This window comes from Pseudoruegeria sp. HB172150 (assembly GCF_013184805.1).
In the GTDB taxonomy this organism is placed as follows: Bacteria; Pseudomonadota; Alphaproteobacteria; order Rhodobacterales; family Rhodobacteraceae; genus Psychromarinibacter.
Genome location: NZ_JAATNG010000004.1, coordinates 13,705 through 31,146, shown reverse-complemented (window position 1 = coordinate 31,146; position 17,442 = coordinate 13,705). Strand labels below are relative to the sequence as shown.

24 protein-coding genes are annotated in these 17,442 nt (G+C 65.6%); all 24 read right to left on the bottom strand.

Features of this window, described 5'->3' with window-relative positions; translation table 11 throughout:
- Window position 1 precedes the first annotated feature (1 nt).
- Complete coding sequence (locus tag HCO70_RS16945; protein ID WP_172298361.1) at window positions 2-2,380, bottom strand: phage tail length tape measure family protein; 2,379 nt, start codon at window positions 2,378-2,380, stop codon at window positions 2-4.
- Entirely contained in the window at window positions 2,377-2,616 is a 240-nt protein-coding gene (locus tag HCO70_RS25015; protein WP_172298359.1) for a DUF1799 domain-containing protein, read from the bottom strand. Before HCO70_RS25015 ends, HCO70_RS16945 begins: the two co-directional genes overlap by 4 nt.
- Window positions 2,617-2,732: 116 nt before the next feature.
- Window positions 2,733-3,086, bottom strand: coding sequence for a phage tail assembly chaperone (locus HCO70_RS16935; protein WP_172298357.1), 354 nt, complete (start codon window positions 3,084-3,086; stop codon window positions 2,733-2,735).
- A 26-nt stretch (window positions 3,087-3,112) separates the two neighbouring features.
- Window positions 3,113-4,051, bottom strand: a complete 939-nt coding sequence (locus HCO70_RS16930; RefSeq protein ID WP_172298355.1) for a phage tail tube protein — start codon at window positions 4,049-4,051, stop codon at window positions 3,113-3,115.
- 3 nt (window positions 4,052-4,054) lie between these two features.
- Entirely contained in the window at window positions 4,055-4,225 is a 171-nt protein-coding gene (locus HCO70_RS16925; RefSeq protein WP_172298353.1) for a hypothetical protein, read from the bottom strand.
- Window positions 4,222-4,653 carry a hypothetical protein gene (locus HCO70_RS16920; RefSeq protein WP_172298351.1) on the bottom strand — a complete coding sequence of 144 codons (432 nt, stop codon included), beginning with the start codon at window positions 4,651-4,653 and terminating at the stop codon, window positions 4,222-4,224. The genes HCO70_RS16925 and HCO70_RS16920 overlap by 4 nt, the downstream gene beginning before the upstream one ends.
- Window positions 4,653-5,081 (bottom strand): gp436 family protein, encoded by a 429-nt coding sequence (locus HCO70_RS16915; protein ID WP_172298349.1) that lies wholly within the window; start codon window positions 5,079-5,081, stop codon window positions 4,653-4,655. The genes HCO70_RS16920 and HCO70_RS16915 overlap by 1 nt, the downstream gene beginning before the upstream one ends.
- Before the next feature lie 143 nt (window positions 5,082-5,224).
- Window positions 5,225-5,482, bottom strand: a complete 258-nt coding sequence (locus tag HCO70_RS16910; protein ID WP_172298347.1) for a hypothetical protein — start codon at window positions 5,480-5,482, stop codon at window positions 5,225-5,227.
- Window positions 5,482-5,997, bottom strand: coding sequence for a hypothetical protein (locus HCO70_RS16905; RefSeq protein WP_172298345.1), 516 nt, complete (start codon window positions 5,995-5,997; stop codon window positions 5,482-5,484). The genes HCO70_RS16910 and HCO70_RS16905 overlap by 1 nt, the downstream gene beginning before the upstream one ends.
- Before the next feature lie 11 nt (window positions 5,998-6,008).
- On the bottom strand, window positions 6,009-6,902 hold the full coding sequence (locus tag HCO70_RS16900; RefSeq protein ID WP_172298343.1) for a Mu-like prophage major head subunit gpT family protein: 894 nt from the start codon (window positions 6,900-6,902) through the stop codon (window positions 6,009-6,011).
- Window positions 6,903-6,926: 24 nt separating this feature from the next.
- Window positions 6,927-7,373 (bottom strand): hypothetical protein, encoded by a 447-nt coding sequence (locus HCO70_RS16895; protein ID WP_172298341.1) that lies wholly within the window; start codon window positions 7,371-7,373, stop codon window positions 6,927-6,929.
- Window positions 7,373-8,467, bottom strand: coding sequence for a phage protease (locus HCO70_RS16890; RefSeq protein WP_216665494.1), 1,095 nt, complete (start codon window positions 8,465-8,467; stop codon window positions 7,373-7,375). Before HCO70_RS16890 ends, HCO70_RS16895 begins: the two co-directional genes overlap by 1 nt.
- Before the next feature lie 104 nt (window positions 8,468-8,571).
- Window positions 8,572-9,081 (bottom strand): phage virion morphogenesis protein, encoded by a 510-nt coding sequence (locus HCO70_RS16885; protein WP_172298337.1) that lies wholly within the window; start codon window positions 9,079-9,081, stop codon window positions 8,572-8,574.
- Window positions 9,082-9,105: 24 nt separating this feature from the next.
- Window positions 9,106-9,894: a phage minor head protein gene (locus HCO70_RS16880; protein ID WP_172298335.1), complete on the bottom strand. Its 789-nt coding sequence runs from the start codon at window positions 9,892-9,894 to the stop codon at window positions 9,106-9,108.
- Window positions 9,887-10,141, bottom strand: a complete 255-nt coding sequence (locus HCO70_RS16875) for a hypothetical protein (RefSeq protein ID WP_172298333.1) — start codon at window positions 10,139-10,141, stop codon at window positions 9,887-9,889. Before HCO70_RS16875 ends, HCO70_RS16880 begins: the two co-directional genes overlap by 8 nt.
- Window positions 10,141-11,772: a DUF935 domain-containing protein gene (locus HCO70_RS16870; RefSeq protein WP_172298331.1), complete on the bottom strand. Its 1,632-nt coding sequence runs from the start codon at window positions 11,770-11,772 to the stop codon at window positions 10,141-10,143. The genes HCO70_RS16875 and HCO70_RS16870 overlap by 1 nt, the downstream gene beginning before the upstream one ends.
- Window positions 11,762-12,610 (bottom strand): DNA adenine methylase, encoded by an 849-nt coding sequence (locus HCO70_RS16865; RefSeq protein WP_172298954.1) that lies wholly within the window; start codon window positions 12,608-12,610, stop codon window positions 11,762-11,764. Before HCO70_RS16865 ends, HCO70_RS16870 begins: the two co-directional genes overlap by 11 nt.
- 131 nt (window positions 12,611-12,741) lie before the next feature.
- Complete coding sequence (locus HCO70_RS16860; protein ID WP_172298329.1) at window positions 12,742-14,418, bottom strand: terminase large subunit domain-containing protein; 1,677 nt, start codon at window positions 14,416-14,418, stop codon at window positions 12,742-12,744.
- Entirely contained in the window at window positions 14,415-14,969 is a 555-nt protein-coding gene (locus tag HCO70_RS16855; RefSeq protein ID WP_172298327.1) for a phage protein Gp27 family protein, read from the bottom strand. Before HCO70_RS16855 ends, HCO70_RS16860 begins: the two co-directional genes overlap by 4 nt.
- A gap of 1 nt (window position 14,970) precedes the next feature.
- Window positions 14,971-15,270, bottom strand: a complete 300-nt coding sequence (locus tag HCO70_RS16850; RefSeq protein ID WP_172298325.1) for a hypothetical protein — start codon at window positions 15,268-15,270, stop codon at window positions 14,971-14,973.
- Window positions 15,267-15,614 carry a DUF2730 domain-containing protein gene (locus tag HCO70_RS16845; RefSeq protein WP_172298323.1) on the bottom strand — a complete coding sequence of 116 codons (348 nt, stop codon included), beginning with the start codon at window positions 15,612-15,614 and terminating at the stop codon, window positions 15,267-15,269. Before HCO70_RS16845 ends, HCO70_RS16850 begins: the two co-directional genes overlap by 4 nt.
- Window positions 15,611-15,958, bottom strand: a complete 348-nt coding sequence (locus HCO70_RS16840) for a hypothetical protein (protein WP_172298321.1) — start codon at window positions 15,956-15,958, stop codon at window positions 15,611-15,613. Before HCO70_RS16840 ends, HCO70_RS16845 begins: the two co-directional genes overlap by 4 nt.
- Entirely contained in the window at window positions 15,958-16,473 is a 516-nt protein-coding gene (locus tag HCO70_RS16835) for a hypothetical protein (RefSeq protein ID WP_172298319.1), read from the bottom strand. The genes HCO70_RS16840 and HCO70_RS16835 overlap by 1 nt, the downstream gene beginning before the upstream one ends.
- Window position 16,474: 1 nt before the next feature.
- The gene (locus HCO70_RS16830) at window positions 16,475-17,401 is read right to left on the bottom strand and encodes a glycoside hydrolase family protein (protein ID WP_172298317.1); all 927 of its coding nucleotides are present in this window, start codon (window positions 17,399-17,401) and stop codon (window positions 16,475-16,477) included.
- Between the last annotated feature and the right edge of the window lie 41 nt (window positions 17,402-17,442).

Sequence of the window (17,442 nt, the reverse complement as noted above, 5' to 3'; positions counted from 1 at the left end):
GTCATCGCCGCGTCCCGCGCTGGCGCACACCGAACGTGTTCTGCAGTGTCTGACGACCGCCGGCACCGCGCTCGGCCAGTGCGCGGCCGACCTGATCGGCGAAGACAAGCCGGAAGGCCCGTTGCCCGTCTCTCTCGCCAAGGTCCTGGACGTCGCCCTGTATCGGCGTGGACCCCTGGTTGTCGATGTAGAACTGCGGCCGGAACAGCACGCCGCCGGAAGCCCCCGCGCCGGCGGATGAAGGAGGGGGCGGTACCGCGAAGCCACCGGACGCCAGACCCCGGATCTCCTGCCCCGAATTGATCAGCTCGAGCAGGTCCCGGTGGCGCGCTGCCGCGTGGGCATTCACGACGAACTCGCCGTTCGACAGCATGCGCGGCACCTCGTCGGACGTCCCGGTGCCTGGGCCGAAGACCGGGCCGCCGGCGGCCTGACCGGGGACGCCGAAGATCATGCCCAGAAGCCCGCCACTGTCTTCGGTGCCGAACGCACCGGCCAGCGACCCCGAACCCAGCAGGGCGGCCTCGAAAGCCGCATCCGCGATGGACAGCGCCACCTGGTCCAGGACGTCGATCAGCGTCTCGCCCTCGAAGGTCAGGCCGTGCAGACCGTCATAGAGTGTCCGGGAGAAAAGCTCCGCCTTCTCGGTGGCGGCCGAGAGCGCATCCTCCTCGTCGATGCGCGTGCGGATCAGATCCTCGATCTGGTCGCGCTCAGCCGTCGTGGCTGCCTTCAGCGTCTCGCGGTTGCGCAGCATCTCCTTCTGGACCGGATCGATCTCGCGGAGAATGTCGAGCTCGGTGGTGAGGCTTTCGATCAGGTCCTCGACGGCCTCGCGTTCGGCCGCCGCCTGCCGCGCGCCGGATTTGTCCTCCTTCCAGGCGTCGAGGAAGGCGGTGCCCTCCTGGTTGTTCCAGTCGTAGAAAGTGCCGCCGAACGACCGGGGATCCCCGCCCCGGCCCGGTGTCAACGTCTCGCCCTCCGTCCCCTGTGGCCCCAGCGCGGCGATCCGTTGCGCGGTGGCGAGAGAGATTCCGAGGTTCTCCGCCAGGAGGCGTGCCCGGTCGGCCGCAGCGCCAATGCCCGAGGCGATGTCTTCCACGGCCAGACGGTGTGTCTCCTCGGCCGCCTCACGCATTTCCTCCTTATGTTGCCTCGCAATCGGAAGTGCCTCGATCTCTTCCAGCTTGGCACGGAGTACTGCATCGGCGCGGAGCTCGGCGACCTCGGCACTGTCGGCGCCGTATTTGAGGATGGCCTGCGCGATCTCGTTCTGCTCGCGCATGTTGGTCAGCATGTCGTCGGCGGCGACCAGTTCCTCAACCCGGGCGCTGACCACGTCGCTGACCGATTTCGCGATATCCTTGCCAAGCTCGAGGAGGGCGGCACCCGTGGCACCGGCCGCACCCTGCGCCCGGCGCAGCCGGTCCTCGACCAGCACGGTCTGATCGTATAGCTCGCGCTGCTCGGTGGTGAGACCGCCGGTTGCCTCGGCCGCCGCCAGGAGATTGGTCTGGAACGCCTCCAGCGCCTGGATCTGGCCGTCGAGATCCTCGGCGTCCCCGACGGACTGCAGATCTCCGAGCAGCCCTTCGGCCACCGGCGCGCGGCCTGTGCGGGACCACCGCCGCGTCCCGGTCTCGCCGGTGAAGGCCGCGAGCTGCCGCAGGTCCAGCGTGGACACCAGCCGCTCCGAGGCCGCATTGGCGCGCCCGACCAGCTCGTCGAACCCGATATCCCGCAGATCCCGCAGCAACCGCGCGATCTCCGGCGAGATCGAGCCGAACTCCTCCCGGATCTCGGCGGCGGACAGCGTCGCCCGGCTACGGACATTGTCGATCGCGTCGTCGAGATCGTCGAGGATGTCCTCGAGCGTCTTCGCCTCCTCTCCGGCCGAGGTGAGCCACTGGAACATCGCGGCGCCGGCGGCGATGGAGCCGATGGTGATCAGGTTGATGGGCGACAGGAGCGACAGGAAGGCGCTCCCCAGCGCCCTCACCGCGCCACCCGCGCCCAGGGGGCCGAGGACCTGGGTGATCTGGCTGCCCTGCTGCAGGGCGAGCTGCAGCGGGTTCTGGCCGGCCGCCAGCATCACGCCGACGTCATTGAACTGCGCTGTCAGGTTCGCGACGCCACCTGCCGCCAGCGTGGTCTGCGTGGTGCCCTCGCGCATTCCGGCCGCCCAGGCGCGGGCCGAGGTAGCCATGCCGGTCAGTCCCGTGCGCGTGCGGGCCAGGGCATTCGAGAACCGGCCCTGGCTGCGCGTTGCCTCGTCGCCCGCCCGGCCGAGGCCGCGAACCGTCGCCGATGTCTTGTCGACGTCTGCGCGCGCCGCCTGGCCGCCCACAGCCTGGAGCAGCATGCTGACACTGAAGGTCATGAGTGCCTCCGGTTAAGTCCCTCGAGTGCGCCCTGCTCGATGTCCTGGAGGTCGCGCCAGATACTCGGGCTCGTCTCGATGCCGGCGCGGTCGAGCGAGACCGATGCCGCGCTGTAGTCGAGCCCGATGTAGATCACGCCGCCCATGCCGACCCCGACAACGTTCCATTGCGAACAGACGGCCAGGAAGGCCTGAAATGCCGGCAGGTGCTGCTCCCAGAGGCCATCATCAGCCACGGGCACAAGCCAGCTCTCGTCGAGCTCGATGCCCCAGAGTTTTGCATCGGAGGCGGCTCCATCGTCCTCACGCCGGGCCGCGAACGCGCCCGTTGCCCAGGCGCGACCGGCCCATCTCAGTTTCCCCGGCGTACACCCTTCACACCGGCCATGCCTTCGCCATAGACGCGCATCACGGCGATGCGGACGCAGGCCTGCGAGATGATCAGCTCAAAGAGCGGGTCGTCTGGACCAACCTCGGGAACACCCGTCCCCGTCTCCGGGTCCTCGACGTCGCTGAAACACGCCACGACCTCGCGCAGCCACCGTTTCTGGGCCTCGATATCGTGCCGGGTGCCGCTGAGCTTCTCGACCGCCTCGTCCTCGGGCATGCCGCGAAAGGTGGTCTGCAGAACCTGGACGGTCTCGTCGGGCATGGTGACCTCGACCGGACGGGTGAACTCGGGACGGGTGACGATCTTGAAGGTCATTGGCTGCTCCGGAGGGCGTTAGGGTGTCAGGTGAGGGCGAGGGTCCACTGGTCGTTGCCGGAGGCCGGCAGCGCCGAAAACCTCAGCGGCCACTCGACCAGGTTCTGGCGGTTCTCCAGCCCCTCCTGCCGCATGACCTGGCAGGTGGGCGCGTTCAGTGTCGCGATCTTCCCAGCCACCGTTCCGTGCACGATCTCCACCGCGACCTCGGTCTGTGCCTCGGCGAGCGAGTAGGGATCGAGCGTGGTCACCGGCACCGCCTGGATCGTGGCCCGGATCATGTCCTTCTTGTCGGTGATGATGATGCTCTCATCGCCGATCAGGAACCGGTTCTCTACCTGGTTGGCGAGATCGAGCTGGAACGAGCGCAGCACGTGTTCGGTCGCGTCGATGGTGAAGCTCGGCGTGTTCGAATTGGTCGCCACACTTGGCTTCTGGAAGGCCGTCAGATCCGGCGTGGCCTGCGCGACCTCGGTCGCCGGGCTGTAGAGACCAGTGAACGTAAACTCGATATAGGGAATGCCCTGGGCATCGATCATCATGATCGCGTTGCCTCGGGTGCCGAGCATCCGGTAGCGCGTGGCGGAGACCCAGATGTAGATCACTACACTCTCGTGGCCGTCCGAAATCGGATTATAGGTCACGGACGTGTCGGCGACGATCGTCTCGGCGCAGGCGCAGGCTCGCAGGAGCGGTCCCCAGGCCGGTGCGACCCCCGCTGTGCCGGCGGTCTGCAGCTCGACCCGGAACTTGAGCTGGCGATGCAGCTCCGATGGGATCATCGCGCTTGGCCCGAGAAAAGGCGTCTCGAGATCCCGATCGATGTCGTTGCCGAGCATTGGCGACAGCTCGACCTGCGTGGCCAGTATGGCATTCGCGGCGCCGGTGGGTGTGGAATCAGTCCCATACTCGCTCTCGATCTTCGCGAGCAGGACCTTCGAGCGCCACTTTAGCGGTTCGGCCATGGATCAGCCCTCCTTCTTCTTTGCGGCGGCGGCCCTGTCGGCGGCGGCTTTGGCCTCCGCCGACTTCCGCTCGGCGCGGCTCTGCGCCGGCTTCGTCGCCGCAACCTGGGTGAGCTTTCCGCTCTTGGTGTCGCGGGTGTAGCTGCCGCCCGCGCCGGGAAGTTTCTGGGTCATGAGGCAATCCTCAGCTGGTCGGTGATTGCGAAGTCGATCTGAAAGACCATCAGACCGCTTGCGACGTTGATCATGGCACCCCGCAGGAGCGTGAAGACGCCAACCTCGTCGGCCGGCGCCCAGCCGCAGATCGCGCCGATCACGGCGTTGATCAGCGTCTCGATATCGCCGAGATGCCGGCCGCCGGTCTGGTCATGCGCCCGGACGTAAAGCAGCACCCCGACGACGTTGTCGTAGGCTTGCATGTAGAAGCCCGTGGCCGCCTCGGCCGCGCCGCCGCGAAACCCCAGCGGCACGACATGCGCCGCCGGCGTCACCTGCGGCAACGCGTTATTCCGCTGCAACTCGGCGAACGCCGCGACAGGTTGCGTCCGGCCGTTCAGCGCCGCCACCTGGGCCTCGATCCGGGCCACGACCGCGTCGATCATCAGATGAAGCCCTTGAGGTTGGCTTCCGTAAACGGCCGCTCGCGATCGGTGATCCGCGCTCCCGAGCTGCCGGACAGGCCCGGCTCGACGCCGGCCACGTCGAGCTTGACGATGCCCTTGGCGATGTCCTTCAGGGTCGAGATCGCGTCGTTGTAGTCCTTCTCGATCTTCTCGGACGCGCTGTTCGTGTGCAGCTTGTAGATCGCGATCGCCTGGGCGAGATCCACGACCAGGTTCGGGGTCTCCGCCAGCGGCAGCGCGTACCGGCTGGCCAGATAGCCGTCGATCATCGCGTCCGTGTCGGCCAGGGCGCGCGTCACCACGTCCTCGTCGATCTCGCCCGTCGCGGTCGTAGCCCGGTCGGTCAGGGTGATCAGCAGGCGGTCGCCAAAGCGATCCTTCAGTTGGTCGAGGGTTGCGTAGGACATGTTCGCGCCTTCGGTGTTAGTGGGAGCCGCGCCGCCGGCATCCCGCCGGGGAGGTTCTGAGTGTGCCGGGGCATGGGGGCGTTACGCCCCGGCACGGGGCTCCCCTTTACGGGGTGCTTGAACGGCCCTTTAACGGCCGCTTCTCACTGCCCGGTCTCGTTGCCCGGTCCCGGTTTCGTCGCCGCCTTGACGGCCCACACCGCCGCCTCTTCCGCCGCCGTCATCGCCAGCGCCTTCAGACGTGCGATCTCTCCAGCCGGCGGATGGGGCGGCTTGTCGCCCGCCGGGATCTCCCCGATCAGGTCGATCAGCGCGGCGGCCTTGGCCTTGATCCGGTCGACGAGCTCATCGCCCGTCGGATTGAAGCCCGTGCCGACCCGATACTCGCCCAGCGTCTGCATCAATCGGCCTCCGCCTCGACGGTCTCCACCGTGAGTTTCGGGTCGCCGATCAGCATCCGCTTTTCGTCCTCGCTCAGCTCCTCGAGCGGGATATCGACGGCCTCACGGGTGAAGTGCCGGCCAGCGCGCCAGCGGCCCTTTTTCGGACCAATGACCCGCACTACGAGACCGGAGGGCGGGAGTGGGGATCCGCCGGATTGCGGATCCCCGTCCTCGCTGGTCGGGGGGGCATCGCTGGGGGTCGGCGGCGTTACTTCCGCCGGCTGCGGTTCTTTTGGCGCCTCCGTATCGGGGACCGACGTCGGGGCGGTCTCGGTGGACGCCTCCGGCGCGCCTGCGGGGGCAAGCTCGGCGCCCGTGCCGTCGGCCGGCGGCTGATCGGCGGTCTGCCGTTCGGCCTCGGCCGCCTCGACGCGCTCGCGGAGCTTGGCGTCGCCGAGGTTCCAGGGGAACTCCAGCTCCACCGCCTCGGCGCGCGCCTCGAGATCCTGCCGCTCTTTGGACTTGTCGGTCACAACAGCCTCCGTCAGTCGAGCCAGGGACAGACGAGCAGTTCGGCCGTGTCCTTCCAGACGTTGGTGGCGCCGGCCGCGTTGCGCTCGGAATTGAGCAACTCGCGGCCCGCCGCCTCGTTTGACGGCCCGACGACCAGGAGGTTCGGCATCAAACCCATCGGATGACCATAGTCGGACCTCATGCTGGTCAGGGACTGACGCGCGAGCTTGTAGGTGTCGGCATCGAGATCCTGCTTGGATCCCCAGGCCATCTGCCAGAACGCATAGGCCACAGCTCCGCGCCACTCGGACCCGTAGAGGAACAGCTTGTTCAGGAAGACGTCCCGGTCGGTTGGCTGGTCCAGCGCGACAAACTGCGCTGCCTCCCGCACCTGCAACAGGATCGGCATCACGACCTCGTTCGTGCAGAGCAGGAACCAGGGGTTGCCGGCACCTCCGTCAGTGTTCGCGACGGTCGTTTCCTCACCATCCTCGTCCAGAACGGGGTGGTCGGTGTCGAAGAACGGCTGCCCGTCGTAGCACTCGTCCGTGAAGCCGGCCTTCAGCGCTTCCCAGACCAGCAGCTCGGGATGACGCGCGGCGCTTCGCCCCATCAGTTCGAACCGTTTGGAATACTGACCGACGGTATCGTCCTTGATGTGGTTGCGGTTGACGCCGAGGGTTTCTTCCCAGTCGCGGTTTTTGACCCGGTAGTCGTGTTCCTCCAGGTTCCGCACGACGCGTTCGCCGAGCCACTCCCGCATTCCTGGCAACTCGCCGAGCCAGCCATAGAGGTTTTCGCTTGTGGTGGAAGGCACGACCTCGGCGACCTTGTCGCGCATGGTCGGCACCTTGTCGAAGGCGCCTTGGAAGCTGGTCTTGAAACCGAGCCGGAGGGCGTCAAGGTTGGGGGTTGTGAGTTCCATCAGTCAGTTCTCCGTAGGGACCGATTACGCCACAGCGGCGACGGCGGCGGCGGTGAGTGCTTCGTCGAAGCGGACCCAGACACCAGCTTCGTCAACGTCGTGAACGACGCCGGCGGCTGAGCGTGTCGCGGTGCCGTCGGTCTTGGCGACGGTCTGATCGTCAACCGCGTAGCAGAGGGCACCGATATCGGCCTGGGTGATCTCGTCGGTCGAGGTCGAGTTGGCGAAGCGGAAGATGCCGACCCGGTACGAAGCACTCAGGTCGCCGGCCGAACCATCGGAGTTGTCGACTTGCTCCTCCGCGCGGCCGACGCCGACGAGGCCCGTGGCTGTCTGACCCTCAACCAGGTAGCCTGCGGCGTTGCGCATCAGAAACGCGCCGGCATAGATCAGGGTGGAGGCCGCGACCAGGCCGACGCGATTATCACCGATGGCCTGGAGCGTGTTGCGATTTTTGGTGAGTGCGGTCATCAGAGCGCCTCCTCTTGGGCTGCACGCTCAGCGGAGAGCGTTGCTGCGTAGGCTTCCTCGGTATGGCCAAGCATTCGGGCCGCCTGACGATGCTCGGCCGACAGAGCTGCCTTTCCGTTCTTGTCCGGCTTGGCCTGCGTGATGATGTGACCGCCGCCTCCAAGGATCGGCAGCGCTTCGAGCTCGGTCTTCACCTCGTCGGGCGCTTTCATAAAGCGCTCGATGTAGTGGTCGCGCAGCGGCTTGACCCCGACGCGGCCGCGTTTGATCTCAGCGTCGACGTAAGCCTCGGCCGCAGTGCGGCCGGTGCTCTCGGTCAGCGTATTGAGCTGGGTCGCGAGCTCGGTGACCTGGGCGCGGAGAGCAACGACGACCTCTATCTGATCGCCCGCTGCAACGGCCTTGGCCGCAGACAGGATCGCCTGGTGATCGCTGCCCTTGACGCCCAGCGCCTCGGCGATCTCGGTGATCTGGGCGGACATGGCTTCTGTCTTGTCCTCGCCCATCGACTGGCCAGCCTCGATCAGGTTCTCGATCCTGGCCAGAACAGCCTCTTCGCCAGCTGCGGCTTCCATGCCAGTCAGCTTGGCCAGTTTCTCCATCAGGCCCATGTTCCGGTTCTCCATGAATAGGCCAGCCATCTCGGCCAGCGCGGGGGTGTTGGTGAGCGCGACGCTCGAGATGTGGGTAATGCGGCCGTTCTTTTCGGCAGTGAGGCCGACGACCGGGGACAGCTTGCGGTAGGCTCGACCTTCGACCAGCTCGCGGCCGACCTCGGTCCAGTCCACTTTCCCCCAGATGCCGTCCGACCGCGCTTCCATGGCCGTGATCCAGCCGCGTGCCGGGGAAGGCCGCCCATCCTCGGCTGCCGTTACCAGGGCGTGGTTCTCGTCGACGGGGATCTGGTCGAGACGTGCGAAGGAAGCCGCGATCACCGCCGCGGGATCGATCAGTTCAAACGGGCCACGGCTGTCTCCGGTGACTGTCTGCACCTGCGGTCCTGCCGGAAGCAGCTGGATCCAATCGGGAGCGCCCTGCTGCTTGGGCAGGGTCTGCACCGCCAGTGCGGCTGACATATGAAGGGCTCTTGCCATGAGGAGACAATCGCCGGGCATCAGATACGAAAACACCCGCACGGGTGTGCGGGTGTGTCGGGTGCTCTAGCTGCGTCTCAGGCTGACGTGATCGACCGGTTCGGTCAATCCCCGCCGTTGGCTCCGCTCAGATAGCCTTCGATGATCAAGGTAAGGGCGCTGCGATCCCCTTCGGAGATCCCGAGGAAAGGACGGGCCGGGATATCACCCCAGGGAATGGGCGACCCCTTCGACGTCGTGCCGAACTGTCCCTTGGCAGCGCCGAACTGATCCACGGCCGCATAGATCAGGCTAGAGCCAATCTCGACTGAGTTTGGCCCGGCCTGCCAGTGGATCTCGGAGCTCAGACGGCCGGAGGGACCGAACAGGGGCCGGAAATCCACGCGTGCGTTCGCGGTCTTCCCTTCTCTGCGGCGGTAGGCGTCGATGGTTGCTTGGGATTTCGGCGCCCAAGGCGTTCCGTCGGGCGCCCTGCCCTCCGGAAACCGATCCTCGGTGCTGTTCACCAGGGCCTCGCCGAGATCCTGCATCAGGGGGGTTAGATCGGTCAGCCTGGCCGCGATCCGGCTCAGGGCGGCGGCAACCTCCTCATCTGTGACTTCGACGCGGATCATGCCGGAAACCCGTTGCTTCGGATCTCAGCCATCGGCTCGCTCCAGTTCCTTCCGGACAGCACGTTCCAAGACTTCGGCCAGCTCCGGCGGCAGGTTTTCCTTCTTCCCGGTGACGAAGGCGATCAGGGCGTCGGTTACGCTCGCGCCAGGCGCATAGGCCCAGCCTTTGTCGATCCCCGCCGGCGCTCCGGTCTTCGGAAGAGCCTTGTCCCAGCCTTCGCCCAGCTCGACGTCGGGATCGCCGCCGAGACGGCGCGCCGCCGCCATCGAGCGGGCGCCGCGAACCCGGCACGAACAGCCCCAGCCATTGGGAGGGAAGTGAGTAGCCCAGAATGGATGGTCCGCCGGCAGGATCAGCCCGTCCCAGGCGAGGTGCTGCAGCCGAGGCTCGAGGCTTCCGCCATGCCGATAGACCCAGTACCGATATCCCGCCTCCCGCAGCTGGGAGTAGCGGCCCGCCATGAAGGAAGTCCGGGCGTTGGTTCGATAGATGACGCGGGTGCGCCAGGCTTCGCCGGCCTTCGTCCCCTCGCCCGTCCATCCATGCCAGCCGTTGCGTTCGACGATCTCCCGGAACTCGGCCCGGAAAGCCTCGAGCCCCTTGCCCTCCGATATGGCCCCCTCGACCGCGTCCGCGAGATCCTTCAGGAGATCCGCCTTCATCGCACCGGCGACCGTGAATGCGCGATCATGTGACGCCTGCCATAGATCCGTCCAGCGGGCGGTCGGCACGAGATTGCCCAGCCGCAGGCGCAGCGCCGCGATCTGCTCGGGGAAAGGTTTGCGGAAGACGTTTGCGAGCGGCTCAGCCATGCCGATCGTCGATGCACTCGAACCGGCCGTCGAAGAACTCCTCGGCCGAGCGGCACCAGGGCGTGCCGGCCAGCGACGACGAATAGATGACAGCCGGCTCCAGTGTCGCCTCCAGAATGACGTGTCCGTGAACCATGTAGCGCCCGCCGGACTTCAGGTGCCGCCAGAGCGATCCCGGTGGAGCTTTCCGATCGTTCAGATCCAGTGCCGCAATCGCCTTATCGAGGGCGGCGGTGTCCTTGCCCATCATCCGTCCTCCTCTGCCACCTCTGCGATGCCTCCCAGCGTTGCGGCGGCGAAGGCTTCGGCCAGGGTTTCGACAAGTGCGCTGTCGTCTAGATCGGGATAGGACGAGAGCCACATCTCGCGCAGCTCCTCCATCGACCCGGCCGCCTCCATCATCTCCTCCAGATGCGCGATCATGGCCGCCACGACGGGCGTGGCGATGGATGTGATCAAATCCGCCTGTTCGGCCGGATCAAAAGACCCCTCAAAAACGGCCGTAGAGCGGCGCTGGGTGCTGAGCAGTGTCTCCGGGCGTGGAACCCCCCTGACCCGTTTAAAAACGCCGGAAAAGTGTTTAATAGACGAATTCCGGTCCGTACCGTCCCCTTCGGCGCCGCCGGAAGGGCCTACAGAGAGGATTTCCTCGTCCGGACCGGGCTTCGAGAGCCCGAATTTCCCCCGGATTTCATCCTGGCCGACCTTCAAGCCGCGTGCCACGAGTTTGTCGACGCTGTCAGCCAGGAGCTGGAGGTCTTCCTGCTCGGGTCGGGCAATGACGATCCGGGGATAGGCCGGCTGCGGACCCCACTCCAGCTGGACCCACGGCCGGACCAGGTCCCGGTTCAGGATCGCCGACAGTGCCTTGGCATCTGCGCGTTCGATATCCTCCTGAACTTCACGATGTTCCTTGCCGGAGCCGAGACCGCCGGTTTCCGCGTCCGTCGTGGCAGTCTGTCCCAGCACGGCTTTCGACATCTGCTTGTCGAGCCAGTCCGCGCGCTTCTCGTAGAGGTCGCTAGACGACGCGACATTGGCCGCTTCCACAAAGTCGATCGACATGCTCTCCGGGATGATCGCGGCACAATCGCCGGCGATGTTTGCAACTGCTGTGAACAGGGTGTCCCGGTCGGTTTCGCTGGCGCCCGGTCCGTATTTTCCCACCCGGAGCGGTTGCCCATAAGTCTGCGTGAAAATCGCCCAGTCCCGCTGCGTATAGGCTTTGAACATCCATGCCCAAGCGGCGACGCGGGCCAGACCGGACCGCAACGGCAGGCCGGACTTCGCGGCGATCCGCGCGTCGATGAACTTGAACGCCGGCAGTGGCTGCTCTTGCCCGGTCTCGTCCAGGAGGACAGGCGTTGTGAGGTCGGCTCGGTCGAACCGGAACCAGCGCTGATCCCGCCGGACCAGCTCCTGCGGCTGCCACTGGCCCATGGACGTGTCCCAGACGATCTCGGTGAAGGAATATCCCTTGCCGATGGCATCCAGGATATCGAAGAGCTCGAAGGCAAGTTCGTCGCGATCCAGCCAGTCCTCGACAGCTGTGGCTATCTCAGCCGACCGCTTATCATCGCCACCAGGAACGACGGTGATGTCAATCTGGCTTACCGAGCGCTTCCGGGTGGCGAGGACACCTAGGTAGTGCAGATCCCGTTCTTCGAGGACTTCGGCCAGTTCGAGGTACCGAACCGGATCGCCTTTATCGGCCGACCGCAAGATGCTGGCCAGGCGAACCGGATCCAGGCCATCGGCCGGCCGTCCCGAGATGGGGGAGCGGACACCGCCGATGGTCGGCGCAGCGACCTCCCTAGTCAGCTCAGCCCGGCGGAGAGGATTGCCCCAGCGGTCGTAAAGCGTGGGTTTACCTGCCATTCAAGGGGCTCCCTTGCTTGGTGTTGCTTCCACCGACCTCAAAGTCGAAGTTGCTAATCAGGAGCTCATTGACGGCCTTCACGGATCTGGCTGCGGCAGAGTACGTCGTTTCGACTTCTTGGATTGATGCCCAGGAAAACGCCGCGCGGATCTCTGGCGCATCATTGATTGAAAGCAGGAAGTTTCCCTTCAGCGCCTGCAGCAACTCGGCTAGTCGCTCGAAGTCTGCCCTCTCAAATACGCCGTGCCCGTAGTCGGCCTCGTGACCGAAGTACGGCGGGTCGAGGTAGAACAGGACCGACGGCCGGTCGACCCGGCTGATGAACTCGGCAAAGTCCATGCAAGTCACCGTGACGCCGGCCAGGCGCTCATGCAGAGCCTCCAGATCCGGCTCGAGCGTAGTCAGGTTGAACCGGGCGGGCCGATCCGTCGCAAGGCCAAACGTCCTGCCGGTCACCTTGCCGCCAAAGCTGACCCGTTGCAGGTAGAGGAACCGGGCTGCGCGCTGCAGGTCGGTCAACGTGGTAGGGTCAACGGAGAGCAGACGCTCGAAGCCGGCCTGCGTGGTGATCTGAAACCGGAGCAGGTCGAGAAAGGCGACGTAGTGCTCCTGGAGGATGCGAAACAGATTGTAGACTTCGCGGGAACGGTCGTTGATCATCTCGGCCCTGGCGCGGTGGCGCCGCCGCAGGAACACACCTCCCATGCCTACGAAAGGCTCGGCATAGGTGCGATGGTCGTGCGCGTCGATAATTCGGCAGAGACGGCCGGCGAGAACCTTCTTTCCGCCGAGGTAGGGTGCGACGGGCTTTGCTGTGTTCTGATGTTGGGTTGGCATTGGATAGCGAATCACTCTCAGGTGGCCGGCGGGGCGGCCATGAGTAGCGTCTGGTCGGCGGGGCGCGCTCGAAGTGGCCCCGTGTCGGGAGCTGTTGGCGCAGCTCCTGGCCCCCGCTGCTGCGGCGACGGTCATAGTATTCCCCCTCTAATCCGGGCGCCCAGAGGTCCCGACCACCATCCGCGACGGGGACGATCCCTGTCCTCCGGCGGCCGGTCGGTCATTCGACCCGGGACCGGCTGCCGTTCGGGCTGGACGGAGCGATATCCGTACTCGACCCAGCGCATACGGCTGGCGAAGTGCGCCAATGCCAAGGCAATGATCCAGTCGCCGTGACGCTTCTTGCCCTTCTCGCCCTCGCGTATCGGCGGCACTCTCGGAATGCCCCGGATCAGCTTGACCGAACGCGCATCCGACACGTGTTCCGCGTCACGGATCAGGGACAGGGCATCATCCTCGAAAGCCACCTTCAGCGGCGGCATGTGCTCGCGGTACCAGTTCTCGGAGAATTTCACCGCCCAGACGATGCCAGGTCCATCCTCGGCCTCCCGCACACCGAATTCCCTGCCCATGTCTTCCGCTACGATCCACCCCATGCCCGTTGCATCGAAGGCAGCGCCAACAAGGCGCTCTCTGAGCTGCGACAGGATCCGCCTGACGATCATCTTCTGCTCGTCGCCAGGGACATTGCGCATCTCGATTGAGAGCCGCTCGGACCGTCGGAGGCGCTCTTCGATGGCCAGTACGCTGACTGTCGAGAGATCGGAAACCCGGCCAAAATCGAAGCCAAGCGCGTATTGCGGATCGAGATCCAGATCGTCGAGCTCCGCCTCGAGCTCCTCCATGAAGGGCTCCATCAGCGACGCGCGATCGCTTTGCTGTCGGTGAAGGAAGTCAGCAGGCAGTTCCAGGCGCAGGACCTGCCGGTCCGCCTCCGTCATGCGCGCCTCGATCAGCGGGCCGGCGAGCCACGATCCCGAGCCCATGGACGGAATGCAGAACAATTCCTCGTCTGCACCCTCGCCGTAGAAATCGATGATCTCCTGGCGCCATTCGGCTTCTGCTTCCGGCGACCATTCCGTGCCGGTAACGAGGCAGATCCTTTGATAGAGCCCGTCCTGCAGCGCCTGGTCAAAGTCGATGTGGAGATGCTGGTATTTCGAGCGGCCGCCGAGGATGTCCTGGATGTACTGGTTGAAGACGTTCTCGGTCCCGTCATGGGTCGAACAGACGACGACCTGACCGCCCCACATCAGGAAAGCCAGGGCCGCCTTTAGCAGTTCCGCAAGGTTGTCGACGAAAGCCGCTTCATCGACGATCACACAGCCCTGCTTGCCGCGAAGGGAGCGCGGAGCAGAGCTCAGAGCAATGATTTCGAAGCCGGATGCAAACCGAATGCGAAAGGCCTGAATGGACTTGTCACCGTCCTCATCCGCGTCCGCAAACAGAAACTCACCCTGCTCGACAACAGCGGTGCTGAAGGCGCGCGCCCACATCGCGGCGGCATCGATGAACTCGCGTGTCATCTCCTGCGAATAGGAGATGTACATGACGTCCATCCCGCCCGCGGACCTCTGGCGGCCAGCGCGCAGCACCGCATATGCGGCCAGCCCCCAGGTTAGGCCTATCCGTCGGGATTTCTCGATGAACAGCACCCGCGTGGCGACGCTATCGAGGAGGCTGACGGCTTTTGCCTGGTAAGGCAGCAGCACCTTCGGAAGGCCAAGTTCCGCTTCGAGCAACGGCATGGCCTCGGTCGCTTCGCGGCGCAGTTTCTCCCACTGCGACCTGGTAATCGGCGCGCTCACTTCGAAACCCCGAGAATGGCCGCCTTGATGCTTTCGACCGTCGCCTCGGTCATGCCGGCGGAGTGAGCAGCCTGGCTGGCCGTCTCGGCGGCAGCCTCGCGCACTTCCCTGGCTATACGGCTCCGCTCGTCCTCGCGGAGCTTCTCGCGGATCCCGGCGGAGTGCATCAGATCCTTTAGCATGCGGCCGAGGGACATGAGATCCTTTGCGTCGAGATGGCCGTTTTCTTCGCTGACGGTTCGCATCAGCTGGACGGCGGCGGTCGCGATCATCTGCATCAGCACGCGGTGCATGTCGCTCTCGCGCTCGATGTCCATGTCCTCGAGCAGCGTCTCGGCCATGGCGAAGGCTTCGCGCTGGTTCTTCAGGAGCTTGGAGAAGCTGCCGACGGCGGACTTGCCGACCTGCAGCTCCAACCCTTCGTCCTGCAGCCGGGCGTTCAGAGCCTCGGTCACCTCGACAATATCGGCAAAGCCGCGTGCCGTGAGCTCCTCGGCCAGCCATTGCCGAAGCTCGACCGGTATCAGATCCAGTTTTCTGGGCGACGGCATGTCAAGCGCCCGGCCCACGCCGGTGCACGCCTGGATGCCTGGCAATGCCCCGTGCGACTTCGGCACCGCGCACCGTCGCGGTTACCACGACAAACCCGCTGTGGTCCTCGGTGTTGGCCAGCCCTTGCTCCTGGAGCCAGGCGCACTCGGCCACGACTTGGTCGCGGGTGAAGGCGATCCCGAGCGAGGGAAGCTGCGTTGCGAGCATCGACACGTTCGAGGTGTACTGCGGCGCGTCCTCGAGAAAGCGGAGGATCGCGAGCCGGGCATGTTCGCGGACGGTTTCGGCGTAGGCACTCACTTGCTACCTCCGAGGAGATGGTCTTCGTGTCTCGTCACGATCTGCTCCAGCCGCGTCATGATCTTCGCATTGCCCTCGATAATCGCCTCGATCTTCCCGATAGACCCAGTCATCTTGGCCAACTCGAGCTGAAGGGAATGGAGCTCCAGCTGGCCCGGAGCGTTCTTCTGCTTGTCTTCCAGCGACTGGATGCGCAGGTCGTGACGGTCCATCCGCTTCGATCCCTCGTCGAACCGGCGGTCGACGTCCTTCCGGCGGGTGGCGAAGAAGGCGAAGATGCCAACGCCCGTCGAGATCAGAAAGCTGAGGAGGCCGACGTATTGGTTGATCTCGCCAACGGTCATTTGCGCCACCCCGCCTTGCCCGGAGCCGGCATGAGCGAGCCGTCAATGCCGGCGGCCAGCATGCAGGTGATACCGTCGGAACCGGACACCGAGACCGACCAGGTGCCGGCGTCGCTAAGCCAGAGCTCAAGGCGCCCTGTCTGCTCACCCCGACCACTGAACCGCACTGCCTCGCCGAACTGGCCGGACAGCGTGGCAGCGATGTCGTCGTGGAGATCGCAACCTGTCGCCTGAGCGGCCGCTCCCTGCGCCTCGGGCGATCGGCCGAACACGATCCCGAGCGTGGCCGTTGACAGCAGCGGGAGCGCGACGAAGCCGGCGAAGATGGTGAAACCCCGCGCCATCAGCTGCCCCTCCCGGCCCATTTGCCGACCACGTCCTTGAGCGTGTGGCCGCCCATGTAGAGGCCCATGTAGATGCCCGTCAGCTTGAACAGGAGCACCGGGTCGCCCGGCGGAAGCGCCGCGCCCGACACAACCGTGACGACGTAGGCGCCGATGAAGTGCCAGAACCAGAGGAAGCCGATCAGGTACATCATCAGCGGCCGCCACTTCCACGTCCATGCTGGCCCGTCCCCTTCGGCCTGCAGCACCGCGAGCTGGTATTCCAGGCCCTTGGAATAGAGGTCGATCAGTTCAGGCACCTGCGGCTCGACCGCCTGGATTGCTTCGGCGGCTTCCTCCGGCCGATCGCGCGCGACCGTGTCCAGCTGATCCGGGCTGACGCCAAGCTCTTCTGCGACCTTGCGACCCACGACGGTCACAAGCTCAGCGTTGTCGGCGCCGATCTTCCGGGACAGGATCTTCTCGATCAGCGGGGCGCCGATCGACGCGGCAAGTGAGATCAGGGCGGCGGACATGTCAGAAGCTCCTCAGCCAGGCAGCCACCCGTGGTAGGGGGGTCTGCAGTTTCACAGCCAGCACGTCGCGATAGCGCCAGGCCAGGACGGCCAGCCAGATGATGACCAGTGCCAGGGCAACCCAGCCCGCCCAGGAGAGTGCGGGCTCCAGGGCGGGCTGGGGGTCGGCGGCGGGCGTTGCAATCGTGTCGGCCTGTGTCACAGCACCCCCACCAACACCTGCTGCGCCGGCGGCGCGGGTCTTGGCCCGCGCCGCCCGGCGACGTTCGAGAGTGGACAGCGTGGCGCGACCGAGGATCCCATCGACGGTCAGGTCATGCTCGCGCTGGAAGTTGCGGACGGCGATCTCCGCAACGCCTATCGGAGACGGACCAGGCTCGTAGCCGAGCGCCCGGAACGTCTCCCGGATCTTCCGGATCTCGGCCTCGTCCAGCTTCAGGGCGAACCGAGCGACGCCTGGGCCGCTGCGGGCCGGGACTGCGGTCGGGTAGACGGCATCCCGGATCATAGCCAGTTCACGCTGGCGACGGCGCTGCAGGCCGGGCAACACCTTGCCGCCGCCCTTAACCCAGAGGCCGATCTTGTCGGCGACGGCGCTCCAGTCCCTGGCACGCCAGGCTTGCACCCAGCTCGCCCGGCTGATGGCCCCGGTGTTGAAATGAAATGAGGTGCCGCCGTCGAATTCGTGCTGCCTGGCACCCGGCATCACCTTGGCAACGGCCGGCTCGTAATTGCGGCTTAAAGCCTGCTTTAAGAGCCGGGAGGCTTCCTTCCGGGTGATTGTCATACCCGGCTTCGGCACGATAACGCCGGAACTCGCCGTCAGCCCCGCCCCGATGGTCAAATGACCCGCCGGGCAGAGGTAGGCCTTCAGAACCACCCCTTCTTCAAGTTCGATCGCCGCAACGCCTGCGTCGCTGGTTTGCATGACCCGCCTCCATGCCGTTTCACGGACAGAGTGGCGGTGTG